Origin of the sequence: Janthinobacterium sp. HH102 (assembly GCF_001758625.2) — a bacterium.
GTDB lineage: Bacteria > Pseudomonadota > Gammaproteobacteria > Burkholderiales > Burkholderiaceae_D > Janthinobacterium.
This window is the reverse complement of record NZ_CP062062.1, coordinates 1,125,132-1,145,374: the sequence shown is the minus strand read 5'-3', so window position 1 is coordinate 1,145,374 and position 20,243 is coordinate 1,125,132. Positions and strand designations below refer to the sequence as shown.

At 62.4% G+C, this 20,243-nt stretch carries 16 protein-coding genes; 7 read left to right on the top strand and 9 right to left on the bottom strand.

The window, feature by feature from the left end; translation table 11 throughout:
* Positions 1 to 114 precede the first annotated feature (114 nt).
* The gene (locus JAB4_RS05190; RefSeq protein ID WP_139143695.1) at positions 115 to 2,586 is read right to left on the bottom strand and encodes an IPT/TIG domain-containing protein; all 2,472 of its coding nucleotides are present in this window, start codon (positions 2,584 to 2,586) and stop codon (positions 115 to 117) included.
* A 136-nt stretch (positions 2,587 to 2,722) separates the two neighbouring features.
* Here JAB4_RS05190 and JAB4_RS05185 point away from each other — a divergent pair, with 136 nt between their 5' ends.
* From JAB4_RS05185 to JAB4_RS05175, 3 genes are all read left to right on the top strand, one after another.
* Entirely contained in the window at positions 2,723 to 3,067 is a 345-nt protein-coding gene (locus JAB4_RS05185) for a hypothetical protein (RefSeq protein ID WP_139143694.1), read from the top strand.
* Between the two features lie 155 nt (positions 3,068 to 3,222).
* Positions 3,223 to 7,017, top strand: a complete 3,795-nt coding sequence (metH, locus tag JAB4_RS05180; RefSeq protein ID WP_175444772.1) for a methionine synthase — start codon at positions 3,223 to 3,225, stop codon at positions 7,015 to 7,017.
* A gap of 122 nt (positions 7,018 to 7,139) precedes the next feature.
* The gene (locus JAB4_RS05175) at positions 7,140 to 7,511 is read left to right on the top strand and encodes an SPW repeat protein (RefSeq protein ID WP_083287233.1); all 372 of its coding nucleotides are present in this window, start codon (positions 7,140 to 7,142) and stop codon (positions 7,509 to 7,511) included.
* Positions 7,512 to 7,699: 188 nt separating this feature from the next.
* Here the strand turns inward: JAB4_RS05175 and JAB4_RS05170 are convergent, their stop codons facing one another.
* From JAB4_RS05170 to rsmB, 8 genes are all read right to left on the bottom strand, one after another.
* The gene (locus JAB4_RS05170) at positions 7,700 to 8,980 is read right to left on the bottom strand and encodes an EAL domain-containing protein (RefSeq protein ID WP_035824533.1); all 1,281 of its coding nucleotides are present in this window, start codon (positions 8,978 to 8,980) and stop codon (positions 7,700 to 7,702) included.
* 136 nt (positions 8,981 to 9,116) lie between these two features.
* Entirely contained in the window at positions 9,117 to 9,896 is a 780-nt protein-coding gene (locus JAB4_RS05165; RefSeq protein WP_071650236.1) for a class II glutamine amidotransferase, read from the bottom strand.
* An 86-nt stretch (positions 9,897 to 9,982) separates the two neighbouring features.
* Positions 9,983 to 10,240, bottom strand: a complete 258-nt coding sequence (locus JAB4_RS05160) for a DUF3567 domain-containing protein (protein ID WP_070222752.1) — start codon at positions 10,238 to 10,240, stop codon at positions 9,983 to 9,985.
* A gap of 156 nt (positions 10,241 to 10,396) precedes the next feature.
* Positions 10,397 to 10,798, bottom strand: coding sequence for a GTPase (locus JAB4_RS05155; protein WP_070222754.1), 402 nt, complete (start codon positions 10,796 to 10,798; stop codon positions 10,397 to 10,399).
* Positions 10,795 to 11,514 (bottom strand): response regulator, encoded by a 720-nt coding sequence (locus JAB4_RS05150; RefSeq protein WP_070222756.1) that lies wholly within the window; start codon positions 11,512 to 11,514, stop codon positions 10,795 to 10,797. The genes JAB4_RS05155 and JAB4_RS05150 overlap by 4 nt, the downstream gene beginning before the upstream one ends.
* 98 nt (positions 11,515 to 11,612) lie before the next feature.
* Positions 11,613 to 13,910, bottom strand: coding sequence for an ATP-binding protein (locus tag JAB4_RS05145; RefSeq protein ID WP_070222758.1), 2,298 nt, complete (start codon positions 13,908 to 13,910; stop codon positions 11,613 to 11,615).
* Positions 13,910 to 14,416, bottom strand: a complete 507-nt coding sequence (locus tag JAB4_RS05140) for a DUF4390 domain-containing protein (protein ID WP_226939765.1) — start codon at positions 14,414 to 14,416, stop codon at positions 13,910 to 13,912. The genes JAB4_RS05145 and JAB4_RS05140 overlap by 1 nt, the downstream gene beginning before the upstream one ends.
* 97 nt (positions 14,417 to 14,513) lie before the next feature.
* Positions 14,514 to 15,935 carry a 16S rRNA (cytosine(967)-C(5))-methyltransferase RsmB gene (gene rsmB / locus JAB4_RS05135; protein WP_070222762.1) on the bottom strand — a complete coding sequence of 474 codons (1,422 nt, stop codon included), beginning with the start codon at positions 15,933 to 15,935 and terminating at the stop codon, positions 14,514 to 14,516.
* 375 nt (positions 15,936 to 16,310) lie between these two features.
* Between rsmB and argS the strand changes: the two genes are divergently transcribed.
* From argS to JAB4_RS05115, 4 genes are read left to right on the top strand one after another with little or no spacing between them, the layout of a single operon-like run.
* A complete protein-coding gene (gene argS / locus JAB4_RS05130) occupies positions 16,311 to 18,020 on the top strand; it encodes an arginine--tRNA ligase (RefSeq protein ID WP_070222764.1) in 1,710 nt (569 codons plus the stop codon).
* Positions 18,021 to 18,040: 20 nt separating this feature from the next.
* Positions 18,041 to 18,757, top strand: a complete 717-nt coding sequence (locus JAB4_RS05125; protein WP_070222766.1) for an SPOR domain-containing protein — start codon at positions 18,041 to 18,043, stop codon at positions 18,755 to 18,757.
* Positions 18,758 to 18,766: 9 nt separating this feature from the next.
* Positions 18,767 to 19,438, top strand: coding sequence for a thiol:disulfide interchange protein DsbA/DsbL (locus tag JAB4_RS05120; protein WP_070222768.1), 672 nt, complete (start codon positions 18,767 to 18,769; stop codon positions 19,436 to 19,438).
* A gap of 37 nt (positions 19,439 to 19,475) precedes the next feature.
* The gene (locus JAB4_RS05115) at positions 19,476 to 20,237 is read left to right on the top strand and encodes an SDR family oxidoreductase (RefSeq protein ID WP_070222770.1); all 762 of its coding nucleotides are present in this window, start codon (positions 19,476 to 19,478) and stop codon (positions 20,235 to 20,237) included.
* Positions 20,238 to 20,243: the final 6 nt, after the last annotated feature.

Genomic DNA, 20,243 nt, shown 5'->3' with positions numbered 1-20,243 from the left:
CTAGGCAGGCGGGAGGTAAAACGGCAGCCCTCGCCAGGTACAGGATCTGTGCATATTCCACACACAAAAAAAGGGCTTGCCGCGGCAAGCCCTCGTTGCATCGAGCCCGCTGGCTTAGCGGCGCTGCACCCTCATCAGGCGTGCGCCCACGGACGACGACAGGCTGACCTCGAAACGGCCGCCGGCCGGCAAGGCGCTGACGTCGACGCTGGCTTTGCCACCCGTCAAGTCACTGGCGACCACCGTCTTGCGGCCATCGGCGGCCACGTGCAGCACGGCGGCGTAGGGTTCCGCATCGGCATTCCAGACCAGCGCCAGCTTGCCGCCACTTTGTGTCGCATCGAACGTGGCATCGTTGGCGGCGGCCCTGCTGCGGCGCGCAGAGCGCTCCAGCTTGGCTAGAGCCTTGCCATTTTGCAGCACTTGCACGTCGCTGATGTCGCCCGGGTTGGCGAAGCTGACGCGGAAATGACTCATGGCGTTGCCGCCATGATCAGCCACGGAAACGCCATCAAAAGGCAAGTCGATAGTCTGTCCCGACGCCGTCAGCACGCGCAGGGTATATGCATGGCCGCTGCCGCCGGCAGCGGGGCCGATGCGCGCAGACGAGGCAACGGCGGGACGCAGCCCCACACCGGCCGGCGTGATGCGGCCGGAAATGGTCAGATAGCCGTTCTCGGCCACGGACATGCTGGCGGCCAGCACATTGCTGCCCGTCACCTGCGTGCTGCGTCTTTCCAGGAATTGCTGTACCCGCACATAGCTGTAGTCGGAGAACCAGGCACCGCTGCAATAGCTCATCACGTCCTTCATCGGCGTAGCGCCATACACGGCCTTGCTCAACTGGCCAATGCTGCCCGCATAGTCGCTGTTGTACAGCGGTTGCGGGCCCAGTTCGCCATTCGGATACGGGTAGTCGGTGGCCGCACTGGCTGGACCGCCGCAGGCGACGTGCTGCAGCGAGTGGTTATGGCCAAGCTCATGCACAAGCGTGGTCAGCCATTCAGGCCAGTTATTACCAAAGGGATCGACGGAGGCAATGCTGTTGAACCTGGCATCGAGGCCGATGGCCGCCGTGAAGGCATTGCTGCTGCCCGTCGGGTTGATGTAGGCCAGGCCGGCGGTGCGCGTGGAAGACATTCTCGGCACGAAACCATAATAATAGGCGCCACTATCTTCCAGTGCACGCTTGTTGTCCAGCTTGTCCAAGGCATCGCTCCACCAGCTGTCGGCCGTGCTGCTGCCTGGCATGCTCAGCGCCGTGCGCGTGGTGATGCTGATATTTTCCGCCGCATACGGATACACGCGCGTCAGTGCAGCACGGATCACCTCGGCGTCCGGCAATTGCGCCACACCATCATCGGTGCTCAGCGGTACCAGCACCATGTGAATTTTCGCTGCGCTGCCCACCACGGGCGCCGCTTCCTGGCTCACTTGCACGCCGTCATTGCCCACTGCCGTCACGCGCACGCGCACGCCGGGCAAGATCCAGCCAGCAGGCAGGACGGCGCTGAAATTGCCGTTGAAACTGTAATCGCTTTTCACCGTCGGCAAGACCGATGGGCCGCTCATGGTGATGCTGCCCAGGTTGCCGCCATTGGCGGCCGTCGCATTCAAGATCACGGCCGGGCTGGTCTGGCCTGTTTGCGTGGCCAGCACGGAGACGCGCACGGCGGCCGGCTTGCCGCGCGTCAAGCGCAAGGCGGCATCGCTGGAATTCAAGTTCAGTACCTGCGCGAAATCAATGCTGCCCAAGGTAAAGGCCGACACCGTGCCCGCATTCACGGCGATGCGCGAAGCGGCCGACAGCATCACGTTGCCCGTTGCCGACGCTGGCGCAGACAGCAGCAGCTGGCTGCTACTGGCGCTGACGATGACGGCTGGCGTACTGCCCACCGTTGCCGAGCTGACCTGGTCCAGATTGCTGCCCTGCAGCGTCACCGACAAGGTCGCGCCGTTGACGACCGACGTGATCGACGTCACTGCCACGCTGGCCAGGACCGTGTACGTGTCGCTGCTGATCACATCGTTGTACGGACCGCGCACCGTCAGCGCGCCTGTCGCTGCGCCCGCAGGCACCACTACCGTCACGCTGCCGGCTGTCTGGCTTTGCGGCGTTGCCGCCGCGCCACTGCCGAACTGCACCGCCGTCACGGCGCCCATGCCGCCGCCCGCGATCGTCACGCTGGAACCGACGCCGCCCGTCGCGGGCGCGATGCTGCTCACGCTCAGCGGCAAGTACACATTGACGTTATAACTGGTGGTCGCCGTGCCGCTGGCGCTGACGAGGCTCAAGGCGCCCGTCACAGGGGTGCCCGGCATGGCCAGGGTCACGCTGGTGTCGCTGCTGGCACTGGCGGCAACGTTCACGCCGCCTACCTGGAAAGCCGTCACGCGGCTCAGATTCGTGCCCGTCACCACCAGCCTGCCGCCCACGGCGACATTCGCCGCCGAGACGGCCGTTACGGCAGGAACCACGGCAGGATTGCCCGACGTGGTCGCCACCGCCGTGTCACCACCGCCGCCACCGCCGCAAGCGGACAGGCCCAGCACAAGAAACAATGCAACAAGCAGATGGTTTTTCATGGATGGCAACCATGTTGGTGCAGCGCGATGCCGGGGAGGACACGAGAGAAATGTGACATATTGGTGACTTTTGGTGAGAATGTGATTTCGAAGAACCCATATTATCGGTTAATTCGATTCCCAAAGACAACTATTAATGCTTTTGATTCAATTGGTTTTGATAATAATAAAGTATTCGTCTGGAAATATTTATCTAAGAATTATTCGCCCCCACCTACATGGCCTTGAATCAAAATTATTTTCCTTTGCAGCTATTGCCATACAATCCATTAAAAACAGGCTGCTATGGCGCCAAGAATGTGGGAATTTTTCCACAGCCTGGAGGACATATCTTCCTGGCAATTTTGGCGGAAGAATTAACACTTTGAGTAAGATTTTCAGGAATGTCATTTCAGAATCAGGCGCGGCGCAAGCCGATCTGTTGCAAGCAAGCCTGCCGCGAGGCGAACGGCCGCTTTTGCTTAAAACCAAAGCAGCCTGATGCCGTATAATTTTAGACCCGGTGATTCAGGCGATTGCCACCTTCTGCCTGCCCTACCCGGCGGGCACACTCCGTCAGCTGATCCTGCTGGCCCGCAACCGCCTCGTACTATCTTGTCGCCGCGCCGCCGCCCGTTTGCCTATTGAAAGCATGAAATGAACGATACCGTGATCCCCGCCATGTCCCCGACCGAAGCCACCTTGCGCGCCATCCTGGCGCAGCGGATCATGATCCTCGACGGCGCCATGGGCACGATCATCCAGCAGTACAAGCTCGACGAAGAAGCGTACCGTGGCGGTCCCGCCGGCCGCTTCATCGATTTCGCCGCGCCGGCCGACAGCGGCGCGCGCGAACTGTTCGTCAAGGGCAACAATGAGCTGCTGACCCTCACGCAGCCGCACATCATCCAGGAAATCCACGAGCGCTACCTGGCGGCGGGCGCCGACCTGATCGAAACGAATACCTTCGGCGCCACGACGATCGCGCAAGACGATTACCACATGGCCCACCTGGCCTATGAAATGAACGTCCAGGCGGCGAAACTGGCGCGTGCCGCCTGCGATAAATATTCCACCCCGGACAAGCCGCGCTTCGTCGCGGGCGCCCTGGGACCGACGCCAAAGACGGCATCGATCTCACCCGACGTCAACGACCCGGCCGCGCGCAACGTCAGTTTCGACCAGCTGGTGGCCGCCTACCTGCAGCAGACGCAGGGCCTGGTGGAAGGGGGCGCCGACGTGCTGCTGGTGGAAACCATTTTCGATACCTTGAACTGCAAGGCGGCCCTGTTCGCCATCGACCTGTTCTACGAACAGAATCCGACCGTCGTGCGCCTGCCCTTGATGATTTCGGGCACCGTCACGGACGCCTCGGGCCGCATCCTGTCGGGCCAGACCGTGCCCGCCTTCTGGAATTCCGTGCGCCACGCGAAACCGCTGACCATCGGCCTGAACTGCGCGCTGGGTGCAGCCCTGATGCGCCCGTATGCGGAAGAACTGGCCAAGATCGCCGACACGTTTGTTTGCATCTACCCGAACGCGGGCTTGCCCAATCCCATGAGCGACACGGCCTTCGACGAGTTGCCGGCCGACACATCCGCCCTGCTGCGCGAATTTGCCGACGCGGGTTTTTTGAACATGGCGGGCGGCTGCTGCGGCACCACGCCCGAACACATCGCCGCCATCGGCGAGTTGCTGTCGAAAAATACACCGCGCACCGTGCCGGCCCCGTCGCACGACTTGCGCCTGGCGGGCCTGGAACCGTTCGTCGTCAACGATGAATCGCTGTTCGTCAACGTGGGCGAGCGCACCAACGTCACGGGTTCCAAGGCGTTCGCGCGCATGATTCTCAACGAGCAATACGACGAAGCCTTGTCCGTGGCGCGCCAGCAAGTGGAAAACGGCGCGCAAGTGATCGACATCAATATGGATGAGGCGATGCTCGACTCGCTGGCCGCCATGACGCGTTTCCTGAACCTGATCGCCTCGGAACCCGATATTTCGCGCGTGCCCATCATGGTCGACTCGTCGAAATGGTCGGTCATCGAAGCGGGCCTCAAATGCGTGCAGGGCAAGGCCATCGTCAACTCGATTTCCATGAAGGAAGGCGAAGAGGAATTCCTGCGCCAGGCGAAACTGTGCCGCCGCTACGGCGCCGCCGTCATCGTCATGGCTTTCGATGAAAAAGGGCAAGCCGACACCTTCGAGCGCAAGATCGAGATTTGTTCGCGCGCCTATCATTTGCTGATCGATGCGCTGGACTTCCCGCCGGAAGACATCATTTTCGACCCGAACATCTTTGCCGTCGCCACCGGCATCGAAGAGCACAACAACTACGCCGTCGATTTCATCAACGCTACGCGCTGGATCAAGGAAAACCTGCCGTACGCGAAGATCTCGGGCGGCGTGTCGAACGTGTCGTTCAGTTTCCGCGGCAACGATCCCGCCCGCGAAGCCATCCATACCGTCTTCCTGTACCACGCCATCAAGGCCGGCATGACCATGGGCATCGTCAACGCCGGCATGGTGGGCGTGTACGACAACCTGGACCCGGAATTGCGCGAGCGCGTGGAAGACGTGGTGCTGAACCGCCGCGAAGACTCGACCGAGCGCATGATCGAATTTGCCGGTACCCTGAAGGCGGACGGCAAGGCCGAAGCGCAAACCCTGGCCTGGCGCGAGGGAACGGTACAGGAACGCCTGTCGCACGCGCTCGTGCATGGCATCACGCAATTCATCGTGGAAGACACGGAAGAGGCGCGCCAGGAACTGCTGCACAATGGCGGGCGCCCCATCCACGTGATCGAGGGACCGCTGATGGCCGGCATGGACGTGGTCGGCGACCTGTTTGGCCAAGGCAAGATGTTCCTGCCGCAAGTGGTGAAATCGGCGCGCGTGATGAAGCAGGCCGTGGCCCATCTGATTCCATTTATCGAGGAAGAAAAGCTGCTGGAAGAAAAACGCACGGGCATCGTCGCCAAGCCGAAGGGCAAGATCATCATGGCGACCGTGAAAGGCGACGTGCATGACATCGGCAAGAATATCGTCACGGTAGTCTTGCAATGCAACAACTTCGAAGTGGTGAACATGGGCGTGATGGTGCCGTGCTCGGAAATCCTGGCCCGCGCCAAGGTGGAAAACGCCGACATCATCGGCCTGTCGGGCCTGATCACGCCGTCGCTGGAAGAAATGGCGTATGTCGCCAAGGAAATGCAGCGCGACGAACATTTCCGCATGCTCAAGATTCCCCTGCTGATCGGCGGCGCCACCACCAGCCGCGCCCACACGGCCGTGAAAATCGCGCACAACTACGAAGGCCCCGTGATCTACGTGCCGGACGCTTCGCGTTCCGTGTCCGTGGCGCAATCGCTGCTGACGCCGGAACAGCGCGACAAATACGTGGAAGACATCGAACTCGACTATGCGCGCATCCGCGAGCAGCACGCCAACAAGAAGGCCCTGCCCATCCTGCCCCTGTCGCAGGCGCGCGCCAACAAGATGGTCGTGCCGTTCGACGGCGCCTGCAAGCCCGTGAAGCCGAAGTTCATCGGCCGCCGCGTGTTTAAAAATGTCGACCTGGCCACCCTGGCCAACTATATCGACTGGGGCCCATTCTTCCAGACCTGGGACCTGGCCGGTCCCTTCCCCGCCATCTTGACGGATGAAGTGGTGGGCGACGCGGCCACCAAGGTGTACGCAGAAGGCCAGGCCTTGCTGAAAAAACTCATCGACGGACGCTGGCTGACGGCCAACGGCGTCGTGTCCTTGCTGCCGGCCAATAGCGTCAATGACGACGATATCGAGGTGTACACGGACGATACACGCAGTAGCGTGGCGTTCACGTATTACGGCATGCGCCAGCAAGGCGTCAAACCCGTGGTCGACGGCGTGCAGCGTCCGAACCAGTGCCTGGCCGACTTCATTGCGCCGAAGGCGTCGGGCGTGAAGGATTACATCGGCATGTTTGCCGTCACGTCCGGCCTGGGCATCGAGAAATACGAGAAGCGCTTCGAGGATGCACACGACGATTACTCGTCCATCATGCTCAAATCCCTGGCGGACCGCCTGGCCGAAGCGTTTGCCGAGTACCTGCACGAACGCGTGCGCAAGGATTTGTGGGGCTACGTGCCCGATGAACACTTGGGCAACGACGACATGATCGCCGAGAAATACGTGGGCATCCGCCCGGCGCCCGGCTACCCTGCCTGCCCCGAGCACACGGTCAAGAAAGAGATGTTCGAGGTCATGCAGGCCGAGGAAATCGGCATGCAGCTGACGGAATCGTATGCCATGTTCCCAGGCGCGGCCGTCTCCGGCTTCTATTTCGCCCATCCGGAGTCGAAATACTTCGTCGTCGGCAAGATCGGCATGGACCAGGTGGAAGACATGGCCAAGCGCCGTGGCGCCAAGATCGAGGACGTGGAACGCTGGCTGGCGCCCAACTTGTCGTAAGCACCATCGCCTTGCGCTGCGGCGCGCGGAACTTTTCGCGCGCCGCAGCGCACTAACGCAGTATGCCGGCCGGCATGCTGCATGCCCGCTCCGGCCCGTTCCCCAACCGGCAAGGAGGTAATATGGCAACCAACTTCAAACTGAAACGCTGGCAGGACCAAGTGATCCTGTTGCTGGGCCTGTGGCTGCTCGTCTCGCCCTGGGCCTTTTCCTATCCCGAAGGCTCGCCGCAGATGATCAACGCCTTTGTCTCGGGCCTGGTCATCGCCGTGCTGGCCGCCTTCGATCTGTACAAGACCTATTTCTGGGCCGTCGTCGTCAACCTGCTGGTGGGCGTCTGGGTCGCCGCCTCGCCGTGGGTGCTGCGGCTGGCAGATCAGCGCGTCGTCATGTGGAACGAGCTGATCGTCGGTATCGCCGTCGCCGTGCTGGCCCTGTGGGAGCTGCGCACCGACCCCGAACTGCACAAGCACTGGCCCGGCGCTGCCGCGTAGCGCAGCTACCGGCGTAAAAAAACCCTGCCACGGCATGCCGTGCAGGGTTTTTTAAAAGTGGAAATCCGGGACGTTACAGCGGGTAGGTCGGATTAGCGCTTGCGCGTAATCCGACAACACCGGTCAGTGCCAACAATGTTGTGTCGGATTACGGCCCTTTGGGCCTCGGCGGCCCCACCTAATCCAACTTACAGCGCATAACGCACTACGTTATCGCTCCATTCATAGGCCGCCATTTCCAGTTCCACCAGGTCGTCCGGCGACATGGCCAGGTCGCGCAAGGTCGGCACGATCTCGCCTTCCATGTCTTCGATGCGTTCGATGCATTCGGCCAGGCGCAGCAGGTCGCCGTAGAAGCCTTCGCGCGACAGCAGCGCTTCGGCCACTTCGTCGATCACTTCGATCTGGCTGAGGATTTCCGACATCGGCACGCCGAACAGGGTATCCATCAGCGACATGATGCCGACCGTAAAGGCGATATCGGCCGAATGGGCATGGTTCGGGCGCAGTTTATGCGCGAGCAATTCGAGTAAACGGCCGCGCGTGGTCGCCAGCATCAGCAGCGGCGTCATACTATGGCCACGCTTGCTTGGCTCTGCGTACAGCATGATTTGCAGCCAGCGCTGCAGCTGGCGGCGGCCCAGCACGGTCACGGCCTGGCTCAGCGAATCGATGCGCTGGCGCGCACCCACGGCCGGCGTATTGACCAAACGCAACAGGTTCAGGGCCAGCGACACGTCGCGCTTGATGGCGCGCTCGATGTCCATGTTGTCGGCATCGGAGGTCACCAGTGTCATCAGTTCCATGACGGCCAGTTGCGACGGCGACAGCTTCTTGCCCGTCATGATGGCGGGCTTGGCAAAATAATAACCCTGGAAATAATCAAAGCCCAGGTCCAGGCCCGACTTGAATTCTTCGCGCGTCTCGACCTTCTCCGCCACCAGTTTCTTGTTTTCCTGCTTGAAACGGGGCGCCAGCGCTGCCAGCACTTTCGGGTCGACCGTGCTCATGTCCATCTTGACGTATTGCACCAACGGCAACAGTTCCTGCACTTGCGCCGTATCGGAGACGACGTTTTCCAGCGCGAAAGTAAAGCCGTGGCCCACCAGTTCGCTGATGCGCGCGCGCACTTCCGGCGTGACGGGCATCGATTCGACGATTTCCAGCACGACTTTTTCGCGCGGCAGGAAAACGAAGATGTCGCTCATGATCACGTCGGCGTCGACGTTGACGAAACCGAGCGCGTCGCCGATGACTTTTTCCATGCCCAGCTGGGAAGCGTGGGCGATCACGGAGGCCGTGGCGGACAGGTCGCTGGTAATGTTGGCGGGACCGACCGGAGCGTTGCGGAATAGCAACTCATAGCCGAACAGGGCCTGGTTGCGGTCGAGGATAGGTTGTCGCCCCAGATAGAACTCGCGCACGCGCAAGGGTTTCGGGGTGATGTCGTTGCTGGAAATATCGATCATTAACTCTTCATCAATCACGTCGAGTGACACCGGCCGCGCGGCGCCCGCATCAAGGTTCACTATTGACAATACTTTAGCTGAATTTCGCCCGCGCTGTGGGTATTTTGGCAGTAATCAAGGCTATTGTCGTCAAAAATCAGGCCACTGGCGTGTCTTGCACCATCCCATCGACAAATAATTTCAATTCGCCGGGCGCAAACGCCGTCCATTGTTCATTCGTCGTCAGCGGCTGGGTAACGATCACGGCCACTCTGTCCTGGGGCGTCGTCACCTGGGAAAAGTCCACGCTCAGGTCTTCATCGGAGAGTTTAGCAGTTGGAAACGGATGTTGTCGCACCAGATAGTGCAAACTGGTCGAGCAATGGGCAAACAGCGCCTCGCCGCTCGACAGCATCATGTTGAACGTGCCGTGGGCAGCAATGCCGGGCAACAGCTCCGCCAGCGCGGCATGCAGTTGCGGCAAGGCCGGCGGGGCGTCGCCGAAGCGCGCGTGCAATTCCTGCAGCAGGTAGCAGAAAGCCAGTTCGCTGTCCGTGCAGCCGACGGGGCGGTAGCTGCCCGTCAGCACGGGGTTGAACTCCTTCAAATCGCCATTGTGGGCAAAGACCCAGTAGCGGCCCCACAGTTCGCGCACGAACGGGTGGCAGTTTTCCAGCGCCACCTGGCCTTGCGTGGCCTTGCGGATGTGCGCGATGACATTGCGCGACTTGATGGGGTAGCGCTTGATCAGTTCGGCCACGGGCGAGGCGATGGCCGCTTGGTGATCGACGAAATGGCGCACGCCGGCGCCCTCGAAAAAGGCGATGCCCCAGCCGTCATGGTGGGTATCGGTATGGCCGCCGCGCATGGCGAAGCCGGTAAAACTAAAGACAATATCCGTGGGGACATTGCAATTCATTCCGAGAAGTTGGCACATGGTCTGTTTGCAGCGGGATAACATGCCCACCATACCACGCCGCCTTGCGGATTGGTATGGTGGCGATGGCCATCAGACAGCCAGAATCAGTGCAACAGGACCGGCTGGCTCATGAGGGAATCATAGCTGCCCAAAAATTCATCGATCTCTTCCATGCTCGGTTCGCTGGCGATCAATTCCGTGACGTCGCGGCGGAAGTTTTGCGCGAGGACTCCCGCGATGAAAGTCTCGCGTTTGCCGCCCTTGTCGACGATTTCATAGCCGCCGAAGCGCAGGGCTTCCAGGTCGCCATCGACGCCGAATTCCACGACGCTGTATTGTTCGCTGTTATAGATCAGGTTCATTTTGCATCCTTCGCTCAAGCAAGAGAAACTCTTGCGGTTTCAGGACAGAGGTGGGGTCCCCACGCCGCCATTTCAAGCGGCCGGGCCACCCTGCGGGCTACAGAGTTGTAACGAGATGCAAACTGCGACTGCGGTAATACCGTCAGAAAGCCGCGTTCAGGAAACAAGCAGGTCCGGTTCCAGCGCCAGCAGGACATCGTAGGGACTGGCCGTCAGCCAGGTGCGCAGCTGTTCGATATGCGAGGCGTCGGCCAGGCTGATGAACAGGCGCGCTGGTGGATGGCGCAGCAGACGATTTAATGTTACACGCAATACGAGATTGCCGCTGCAGCACAGGCAGCCGGGCGCAATACGCAACAGTTGCAGTGGAAACGATGGAGAAGGAGAAATTTGTTCGGCCAGGTCGGCCAGGATGGCGTTGCCGTCAGCGAGACCCTCGAGGATCACGGCGGCCGGCTGGCCAGGCTGCAAGGCTTGCGCGATAGCCGCCTCGCGCCCGGCCGCGCAAGCACCGCTGACCAGGGTCAGCGGCGTCGGACGCCGTACGGCTGACGTCACAGGCCTTTCTTGGCCAGCTTGCCCGGTTCGACGCCCAGCTGTTTCAGTTTGCGGTACAAATGGGTGCGTTCGAGGCCCGTTTTTTCCGCCACGCGGGTCATGCTGCCGCCTTCGCGGCCCAGGTGGTGTTCGAAATACATGCGCTCGAACGCATCGCGCGCCTCGCGCAGCGGCAAGTCGAACGACAGGTTGTAGCCATGGCCTTCGGCCACCGCCGGTACGGCGATGCCTGGGCGCACCATCAGCTGTTGCGGCGCGCTGCCGCCAAAGCTGGGCACGGGATGGCTGCTTTCCTCGGTCACCACGGGTGCCGCAGGACGCGGCGCCACGCTCGGCGCGCGCACGGTTTCCTGTGCCCGCGTCAAGCCTTGCTGGACCGCTTTCAGCAGTTTTTGCAAGGCAATCGGTTTTTCCAGGAAATTCATGGCGCCGATGCGCGTCGCCTCGACCGCCGTATCGATGGTGGCGTGACCCGACATCATGATCACCGGCATGGTCAGCAAGCCATCGCGCTGCCACTCCTTGAGCAAGGTGACGCCATCGGTGTCGGGCATCCAGATATCCAGCAATACCAGATCCGGCGCACCGGCGGCACGCGCTTCGCGCGCCTGCTGCGCATTTTCGGCCAGCTGGATAGCATGTCCTTCGTCGCCCAGAATTTCCGAGAGCAACTCACGGATACCCATTTCATCATCCACTACGAGTATGTTTGCCATTCGTGTCTTGCCTTCCTCATTTCGCCGGCCGTCGCGCACAAGATGTACACGGCGGACAACTATGATTTTATTAGTGTTTTAAATACTAAACCAGACCCTCACGCCAGGAATTCCTGGGCAGGAGTGTCGGGAGCTAACTTTAACAGCAAAATGACCACCGAAGCGCCATTGCCGTCGACCCGGTTCTCGATATCGATGCGTCCGCCGTGTTCATCGATAATTTTCTTGACCATCGCCAGGCCCAATCCCGTGCCGCGGGCCTTCGAGGTCACATACGGCTCGAAGGCGCGCGCCAGGATTTTTGGCGCAAAACCGGGACCATTGTCCGTGATGGCCAGCCGCACGGCGATATTCACGCCGCCGTCCGCACTGCGATAATGAATTGCTTCCGTCCTTACGTCAATCCGCGGATGCGGCGAATCCGGCGGCAGGTCGGCCATGGCGTCCTGCGCGTTCTGCAGCAGGTTATGGATCACCTGGCGCAACTGGGTCGGATCGCCCATCACCATCGGCAGATTCGGCGCCAGCAGCGGGTGGATGATGTCGCCATCGTCGCCGCGCAGATACAGGTTCAGGATCTCTTCGATCAGCTCGTTCAGGCGCAGGGGCACGAGCACGGCCGGCGGCGTGCGCGCATAGTCGCGGAAGTCGTCGACCATGCGCTTCATCGCATCGACCTGCTTGACGATGGTGGTGGTGGCGCGGCTGAGCAGGTCTGCATCGGGCTGCTCCAGCTTGCCTTCGAGCTTCATCTGCAGGCGCTCGGCCGACAGCTGGATCGGCGTGAGCGGATTCTTGATTTCATGCGCCAGGCGGCGCGCCACCTCGCCCCAGGCGATCGAGCGCTGCGCGGAAATGACGTCGGAAATATCATCGAACACGACGATGTAGCCGCTGCCCGACTCCAGCGGCAAGCGCGAGCCGCGCGCCAGCAAGGTGATGTCATGCTCGTCGGCACTGCTGCCCAGACGGCGCGGAATCTCGATCTGCCGCTGCCAATGCAGGCGCTGCTGGTTGCGGCCCGACGCCGATTGCGCGCTTTGCGCCGTGAAGGCGCTGATGATGGCGCCGCCAAATTCTTCCATTCCAGCAATCTGCGCCAGCGGCTGGCCCACCATGCTCATCCCGGAATGCTGGAGGATGCGCTCGACCGATTCATTGCAGGTCACCAGCTTGAAGTCGCCATCGAGCACCATCACGCCGGCCGACATATTCGCCAGTACCGATTCCAGGTGGGCCTTGGCGTTTTGCAGCGCGGCGCGGTTGCTTTCCACGGCCGTGCGCGCATCGAGCAGCTGGCGCGTCATGATGTTGAACGATTGCGTCAAGGTACCCAGTTCATCCTTGGTGGCGACGATGGGGCGCGGCGACAGGTCGCCCTCGGCCACGGCGCGCGTGCCCTCTGCCAGCAGCAGCAGGGGCTGGGCCAGGTTGCCCGCGATCAGGAAAGCACTGCCGATGGCGCCAAAGATAGCCAGCAGCAAGGTCAAGGTGAGGATTTCCATGTACATCTTGCGCAGTCCCACGCGCGCGACGAAACGTTCCTTGTACTCGCTGTAGGCGGCGCGCAGCACCTCGCCATTCGTCGCCAGCTTGGGCGGCACCGATTGCAGCAGTTGCAGGTAGCGGGGCGAGACGGACGGTCCCGGCACGGCCACCAGCACGCGCAGGCGCAGGCTGGCCGCCGTTTCCAGCGACGCCGGCAAGCCCGAGCGGAAACCGCCGCCGCCCGACTCCGTGCCGTCGTCGTGCAATTCCAGTCCCCCTTCGGCGGAGGCATAGCCGGCCGGCAAGGCTGCCTGCACCAGCATGGCCGGCGTCGGCAAGTCGGCCGCGCTGTGCGGCCCGGCGCTGGCCAGCAGCACGCCGTCGCCGCTGACGAGCATGGCATTTTGCATGCCCTCTTCGCGCAGGAGGCTGGTCAGCACGGCCGGGCCGGCCACCGGGTCGGCGCCCATTTCTTCGACGGCCTTGTGGCCCCGGTGATCGAGCTCGACCAGGGCCGCATCGAGGCCGGCACGGCCCAGCTCAATCCCCGATTCCAGCGCCGCTTCGATCTTGACGTTGAACCAGGATTCGATCGAGTGGGAGACAAATTGCACAGAGACAAGGAAAATCACCAGGCCCGGCAGGATGCCGACGGCGGCGAACAGCATTACCAGGCGCGTCATCAGCTTGGAGCCGAACTTGCCGCTCTTGTAGCGCGCGTACAGACGCCCCAGGGAAATACCCACCAGCGCCAGCAGGGACACGGCCACGGCCGCGTTCAGGCCCAGCAGCCAGGTGTAGTAACGGTCGAAAAAGCCGGAATTATCGGAAGCCGATGCCAGCAGGAACAGCAGGATACTGACTATGCCGCCGCCCACCACCAGCAGATAGCGCAATGCTTGACTCACTACTCCGCCGTATACAAGAAGGTTTTTTTATTCGAAGCCAGGCGCCAGTCGCTGTTATTGAAGGCATTGACCTGTATCGGCTTGGGCAGGTAGTCGCGGTCCATGCCCATGCGCAAGGTGACGTTATACGTCTGCCCCACTTTCAGCTCGCCGCGCCGCGCCACCAGCCAGCGGCTGGGACGGCGGATCAGGAACAGCGCATCGTCGAGCGTGGGAAAGCTTTGCTGCAAGCCGCCGCCCGACACATGGTACTGGCGCGTGAGCACGTTGTACGACAGCTTGCTGGTCTGGCGCGCCACGATGGCTTTTTCATCGAACCAATACCAGCGGGGCCGGGTCAGTTCGATTTCCGTCGTGAAATACAGCGGCACGCCATGCTGCACGGCATCGTCGAGGTCATGATTGAGCTCGAAGGAATACGTGGCGGCCAGCTTGTAGCCCTCTTCGCTGGCCTCGATGTAGGCACGGGTGATCTCGACCATATCGGCGGCATGCGCGCGTGGCATGGTACATGCCAGCATCAGCAGCAGGGCCAGGAGTCGGAAGAGTCGTGTTGTCACAAGTGTGCCGGTAGTGTCCGTGAGAAAAGGTTCGACGAATCGCTCAAGCCGCATTTTTTTGGAATAGCGCATAGAACAAACCGTCGTGGTCCTGCTCCGCGCTGCCAGTCGGCAACAGCTGGCCAGGCGCTGTCAATCGGGTCGCATTATTGCGCACCGCAAATGCCGCCGCCTGTGCCTCGGACTCTTGCGGCCACAACGAACATGTCACGAACAGCAATTTACCATCGGGGCGCAGCATCTGCCACAGGTTGTCCAGAATTTTGGATGAAAGTGTTGCAAGTTGGAACGCGTCGCCCTTGCGGCGCAACCAGCGGATATCGGGATGGCGGCGCACGATGCCCGAGGCCGTGCACGGCACGTCGGCCAGGATGCGGTCGTACTGCTGGCCGTCCCACCATGCGCTCGATTGCGCGTCCTGCGCCTTCAAGGTCGCGTCCAGGCCCAGGCGTTCGAGGTTTTCCGCGATGCGCGGCAGGCGCTTGGCGTCCGCATCGATGGCCGTCACGTGCACGTCGGCCAGTTCCAGGATATGGCACGTCTTGCCGCCCGGCGCCGCACAGGCATCGAGCACGCGCATGCCGTCCTGCAAATCCAGCAGCGGCGCGGCCAGTTGCGCGCCAGCATCCTGCACGGAGACGACACCTTGCTCGAAGCCGGGGATCAGCGCCACGCCGATCGGCTTGTCCAGTCGCACGGCGAACGGTCCCACCTGGCGCGCGGCGATACCCGCTTCCTGCAACACGGCCAGGTAGGCTTCGACCGTGCTCTTGCGGCGGTTCACGCGCAAGGTCAATGGCGGCACGGCATTGCCGGCCGTCAAAATGGCTTGCCAGTCGCGCGGGTAAGCCAGGCGCAGCGAATCGATCCACCACTGCGGATAATTCCATTGCGCCAAAGGTTGCTGCAAGGCCGCATCCAGCAAGGACTTGCGCTCGCGCAAGAAGCGGCGCAAGACGGCGTTGACCATGCCCTTGGCATGCGCCAGGTCAGGGTGCGAGGTGGCCACCGTGACAGCCTGGTCGACCACCGTGAATTCTTCGTACGGCTGCTCGCCCGGCTCGGCCGACATCAAGGACAGCGCGCAGCACAGCAGGGCTGCGAGCATCGGCGGCTCGGGCGCCTTCGACGTCATCAGGCCGACCAGCGTTTCGCTGCGGCCCAGCTGACGCATGGTGCGGTAGGAAATATCCTGGATGGCGCCGCGCGCCTGCGGGCTGGCGTTCGATTGCGCAAACACCTTGGCCAGCGCCTGCGGCAGGGCCGTGCCCGTGCGCACTTGCGCCACGGCATTGGCCGCGCCCAGCAGGCAAAACGCCAGCGAGTCGGCGCGCAAATCGGGTTGGAAGCCTGGCTGCAAGACCGGTTTCAGGTCGGGATGGTAGCTGGGACGCAATTTCGGTGCGGCAGGCGCCTGGCCTGGCGCCGGCTTGGTTTTCAATTTCAGCGTGGGGCGCTTGTTCATAGTTATCCGGTGTGGCTGCGCGCGGCGGGCTGCATGGAGGCAAAGTCGCGGCCGCGCGTCATCAATAAAGGGTCGATTGTAGCGTTTGTGGCGTCCTCTGGCCCAAGCGATTGCAGCGATACATGTAAATTGCGGCAAAAAACTGCATATATACAAGCAGAATGCGCCATGCTGATGTTTTCGCGCACCAACATGGGCATGCTGTCCTGATAATATCGTGAAACGCGCCAGCACGGGGACACTGCCGGCTAGCGTATTGTTCCCGGCAGCAAACCAGTATAATTAACGCAGTCTGGGCGGCGATGTCATGGCCGTCCGTTTTGCTTTTCGATTCATTCTATTCATTCTTAACGCGGTTCCACCGCCATCCTGCTCATGCTCGCCCAACAGAAACAAGAAATCATCGCCCTGTTCCAGGCCGCCCTCGCTCCCGTCCTGGCCGGCACTTCGCTTGAGCCTACCGTGGTGCTCGAGCGACCACGCGATGCATCGCATGGCGACGTCGCCTGCAATATCGCCATGCAACTGGCCAAGCAGCTGAAACAGAACCCGCGCGAACTGGCGCAAACCATCGTGACGGCCGTGCTGGCCAACCCGGCCGGCAAGGGCCTGGTCGAGGCAGTGGAAATCGCCGGTCCCGGCTTCATCAACGTGCGCGTCTCCGCCGCCGCCAAGCAGGCCGTCATCAAGACCATCCTGGGCGAAAGCGATCGCTATGGCCGCAGCACGGCAGGCGCCGGCAAGCAAGTCATCCTGGAATTCGTCTCGGCCAACCCGACCGGTCCGCTGCACGTGGGCCACGGCCGCCAGGCGGCCCTGGGCGACGCCCTGTCCTCGCTGTTCGACGCGCAAGGCTACCAGGTGACGCGCGAGTTCTATTACAACGACGCGGGCGTGCAGATCCAGACCCTGGCCAATTCCGTGCAGGCGCGCGCGCGCGGCTTCAAGCCCGGCGACGCCGAATGGCCCGAGTCCGCCTACAACGGCGACTACATCGCCGATATCGCCAACGACTTCAAGGCCGGCAAGACGGTTGCGGCCAGCGACGGCTTGCCAGCGACGGCCAACGGCAATGTGGAAGACATCGATTCGATCCGCCCGTTCGCCGTCACCTACCTGCGCAACGAGCAGGACATCGACTTGCAGGCGTTTGGCGTGAAGTTCGACAATTACTACCTGGAATCGTCGCTGTACGCGGACGGCAAGGTCAATAGCGCCGTGGAAACCTTGATCAAGGCGGGCCACACCTACGAGCAGGATGGCGCGCTGTGGCTGCGCACGACCGACTTCGGCGATGACAAGGACAGAGTCATGCGCAAGACGGACGGCACCTACACGTATTTCGTGCCCGACGTCGCGTATCACCTGGTGAAATGGCAGCGCGGTTTCGTGCAGGCCATCAATATCCAGGGCAGCGACCACCACGGCACCATCGCGCGCGTGCGCGCCGGCCTGCAGGCCGTCGACATGGGCATCCCGCAAGGCTACCCCGACTACGTGCTGCACAAGATGGTCACCGTCATGAAGGACGGCGAAGAAGTCAAGATCTCGAAGCGCGCCGGCTCCTACGTGACCGTGCGCGACCTGATCGAATGGTCGGGCGGCGGCGACATCGCCAAGGGCCGCGACGCCGTGCGCTTCTTCCTGATCTCGCGCAAGGCCGACACGGAATTCGTCTTCGACGTCGACGTGGCGCTGAAAACCACCGATGAAAACCCCGTGTATTACGTGCAGTACGCGCATGCGCGCATCTGCCGCATCCTGGAAAACTGGGGCGGCGATGAAAGCACTATCGCCGGGGTCGACCTGTCCGCCCTGACGGCACCGACCGAAGCGACCCTGCTGGCAACCCTGGCCGCCTACCCGGAAATGCTGGCGCGCGCGCAAGCGGAACTGGGACCGCACCAGGTCGCCTTCTACCTGCGCGAGCTGGCCGCCAACCTGCACAGCTTCTACTTTGCCGAAAAAGTGCTGGTCGAGGACGACGCCGTCAAGATGGCCCGCCTGGCCCTCGTCGTCGCCGCGCGCCAGGTGCTGCGCAACGGCCTGGCACTGATCGGCGTGTCCGCGCCAAACAAAATGTAATCGCGAAGGTCAAACCGTCAATGAATCATGCTTCCCGCTTCTCTTCGACCCGGCGCCAGCAGGGCAATACCCTGGTCGGCATCATCATCGGCCTGGTCATCGGCCTGGGCATCGCCGTGGTGGTCGCCCTGGTGATCACCAAGGGCGCCTCGCCCTTCACCGACAAATCGGGCAAGGCCGGCAAGTCGGCCGAACCGACGGCCGGCCAGATCGCCGACCCGAACAAGCCGATGTACGGCAACAAGGAAGCGGCCAAGGAAGCGGCGCGCGACTTCTCCAAGGAGCCACGCGAGATCGTCACGCCAACGCAGCCTGCCGCACCGGCGCCGGCGCCCGCACCCGCGCAGCAGCCGAAGGCGCCGCCGCCGGACGCGCTGCAGGAATTGATCGGTACCTTGAAGGACAAGCCGGCGCCGAAAACGCCGGCGGCCGCACCAGCGGCGCCAGCACCGCAAGCCAAGGCAGACGTGAAGGAAGCCAAGGCCGATGCAGCCAGCGACAAATGGATTTATTATCTGCAGGCCGGCGCCTTCCATGACATGTCGGACGCCGAAAGCACGCGCGGCAAACTGGCGCTGCTCGGTTTCGAAGCGGCCATCAGCGACCGCAGCACCGACGCCGGCGTGCTGCACCGGGTGCGCATCGGGCCGTTCAACCAGCTCGAAGCGATGAACCGCGCGCGCACCAAACTGTCTGAAAACGGCATCGATGTCGCCGTCGTCCGCAACCAAAAATAAGGAACCAGCATGCGTTTTCTGAAGAAAATCCTGTTCGCCGCCGCCCTCTGCACCATCGCCCTGGGCGCGTCCGCCTCGCCTGCCGAGCCGAAGAACGGCGTCGAGTACGAAACCCTGCCCGCGCAGCAGGCGACGGAATCGGGCAAGAAAATCGAAGTGACGGAATTCTTCGCCTATTACTGCCCGCATTGCAACGTGCTCGAGCCGCAACTGGCGGCGTGGGTCAAGAAACAGGGCGACAACATCGTCTTCAAGCGCGTGCACGTGTCGCGCGACGAGAGCGTGGCGCCGCAGCAGCGCCTGTTCTTCACCCTGCAAGCCATGGGCCTGGTCGACAAGCTGCACACCGGCGTCTTCCACGCCATGCACGTGGAACGCAACCGCCTTAACACCGACGACGCCGTCTTCGACTTCGTCGCCAAGCAGGGCGTGGACCGCCAGAAATTCATCGACACCTACCGTTCGATGGGCGTCTCGGCCCGCGTGCGCCGCGCGGACGCCATGATGCAGGGCTATAACGTGACGTTCTGGCCCATGATCGCCATCGACGGCCGCTACATCACCTCGCCTTCGCAAGCCGATCAGGGCAGCAAGTCGGCCAAGAACGAAGAGCAGCTGAACGCCCAGGCGCTCACCGTGATGGACGTGCTGGTCGCGAAAGCCAAAGCGGAAAAGAAATAAGCATGGCCACTTCCCTGGCGCGCCCGGGCATCGCCTGATGCATCGCGTTTTCATCACGGGCGCGTCGAGCGGACTGGGTGCCGCCCTGGCGCTGCAGTACGCGCGCCATGGCGCCCAACTGGGCTTGCTGGCCCGCCGCGGCGACGCGCTGCAGCAACTGATCGCTTCCCTGCCCCACCCTGAACGCCACCGCGCCTACGCCGTCGACGTGTGCGACCACGCCGCCCTGAAAGGCGCAGCACAGGACTTCATCGCCCACGCCGGCGGCATCGACGTCGTCATCGCCAGCGCCGGCGTGTCCTACGGCACCCTGAGCGAACACGCGGAAGACCTCGACGCCTTCGCGCGCCTCATCGCCATCAACGTCACGGCCACCGTCGCCACCTTCGCGCCCTTCATCGCCGCCATGAAAAACCAGGGCAGCGGACGCCTGGTGGGCATCGGCAGCGTGGCCGGCATCCGCGGCCTGCCCGGCGCCGAAGCCTACAGCGCCTCGAAGGCGGCCGTCATCAGCTACTGCGAATCGCTGCGCCTGGAATTGAAACCGGCGGGCATCAAGGTCGTCACCATCACGCCCGGCTACATCGACACGCCGATGACGCGCCACAACGCCTACCGCATGCCCTTCCTGATGCCGGCCGAAAAATTCGCCGTGCGCGCCGCGCGCGCCATCGCCGACGGCGACAGCTACCGCGTGATCCCGTGGCAGATGGGCGTCGTCGCCAAGCTGCTGCGCGCGCTGCCCAATGCCGTCTACGACCGGGCCTTCGCGAATGCGCCGCACAAGGCGCGCAACTGAACTGAC